Origin of the sequence: Caballeronia sp. (assembly GCF_049581465.1) — a bacterium.
In the GTDB taxonomy this organism is placed as follows: domain Bacteria; phylum Pseudomonadota; class Gammaproteobacteria; order Burkholderiales; family Burkholderiaceae; genus Caballeronia.
In genome coordinates this window covers 1-1619 of sequence record NZ_JBAUSA010000933.1, presented here as the reverse complement: position 1 = coordinate 1619, position 1619 = coordinate 1, and the positions used below count along the sequence as shown (strand labels likewise).

The following is a 1619-nucleotide window of genomic DNA, read 5'->3' as shown; positions in this document are numbered from 1 at the left end:
GTCCTCACCAGTCTGAGAGGACACCGCGTCGTTGCCGCTGCCGACTTCTTCACTGGCTATCTGACGACCTGTCTCGAGCCCGATGAATTGGTCACGCAGATACGACTGCCCATGCAATCGCCCTGCTCCGGATCCGCATTTATGGAGGTCAGCCGTCGTCATGGCGATTTCGCGCTCGTCGGCGTGGCGGTCACCGTCACTCTCCAAAGCGACGGGGGATGCAACTCGGCCCGGATCGTCCTTACCGGCGTCGATGACGTGCCGTTTCAGGCGGACGAAGCCGTTGAGTCGCTGCGGGGCGGCAAATTGACAGAACAATCGATTGCCGAGGCTGCGCGTCTGGTCGCAAAGAACGTGAAGCCGCAATCGGACCTCCATGCATCCGTCGCCTACCGCATCAACGCCGCGCAAGTCCTGACGGCCCGCGCGCTGACCACGGCAGTCGAACGCGCTCGAGCCTCACTTCGCGTGTCATCTGGAGGTGTCCAATGAGTCGGCGCGTCATTCGTATGCACGTCAACGGCAAGCCCGTCGAAGGCGAGGTAGAGCCGCGAAAGCTGCTGGTCGACTTCCTCCGGGACGATCTTGGATTCACGGGCACTCACGTTGGATGCGAACACGGCATCTGCGGCGCCTGCACCATTTCGATGAACGGAGAAGCGGTTCGCTCGTGTCTGTTGTTCGCGGTTCAAGCCGATGGCACGGCACTTGCAACGGTGGAAGCCGTCGCGGATCAGCCCGAACTGCACGCGCTCCAAAACGCATTTCACCAATTTCACGCGCTGCAGTGTGGCTTTTGTACTCCCGGCGTTCTGATGAGCATGGCAGCCTTCCTGGCCGAACAACCAAATCCCAGCGACGCGGAAATCCGAGTCGCACTATCGGGAACCCTGTGCCGCTGCACCGGTTACAAGAATATCGTTCGCGCCGTCGGCGCTGCTGCACAGGCGCTTGCCGACGCCAGGGGTGGCCAATGAGCCCCTATAAGTACATCGGCAAATCCCGACTGCGAAAAGAGGACCGCCGGTTCTTATCGGGCACCGGAAAATACGTCGGTGACGTGCACCTGCCCAATATGGTCTATGCGGCGGTCCTGCGAAGCCCGCAGGCGCATGCGCGTATCCGCGAGATCAGGACCGACGTGGCCCGGTCGCTCCCCGGTGTATTGGGGGTCTTTTGTGCCGAGGATTTTGGCGAGATGAAACGCATTCCGATGCGTTTGGCGCCACGGGAGGGTTTGCGCGGCTGCTTCCAAACGCCGATTGCGACCGATTGCGTACGCTATGTCGGCGAACCGTTGGCGCTGGTTATCGCCACCAGCCGCTATATTGCCGAAGATGCGCTGGAGCTTATCGAGGCCGACTTAGAGGGGCTGCCGATCATTGCCGATGTCGACCAGGGTCGCGCGGCGAATGTTGCTCTCATCCATCCATCATTGGGAAGCAACGTTGCCGAACGGATTGTCATGCGTGTCGGCGATCCTGAAACGGCGATGGCCGAGGCGCCGGTCCGCATCCGTGGAGACTTCAAGATTCAACGCCATACCGGTGTTCCCCTGGAGACGCGGGGACTGCTGGCGGCCTTCGATGTCGGGGCCGATATGCTCACGGTCTGGGGTG

Annotated in this window: 3 protein-coding genes; all 3 read left to right on the top strand. The window is 61.3% G+C overall.

The window, feature by feature from the left end; genetic code table 11:
- The coding region (locus WCA53_RS22945) for an FAD binding domain-containing protein (protein WP_423915879.1) at positions 1–492 on the top strand (492 nt) is incomplete at its 5' end.
- Positions 489–977, top strand: a complete 489-nt coding sequence (locus WCA53_RS22940) for a (2Fe-2S)-binding protein (RefSeq protein WP_423915878.1) — start codon at positions 489–491, stop codon at positions 975–977. The genes WCA53_RS22945 and WCA53_RS22940, both read left to right, overlap by 4 nt.
- A partial coding sequence (locus WCA53_RS22935; RefSeq protein ID WP_423915876.1) for a xanthine dehydrogenase family protein molybdopterin-binding subunit occupies positions 974–1619 on the top strand: 646 nt, incomplete at its 3' end. The genes WCA53_RS22940 and WCA53_RS22935, both read left to right, overlap by 4 nt.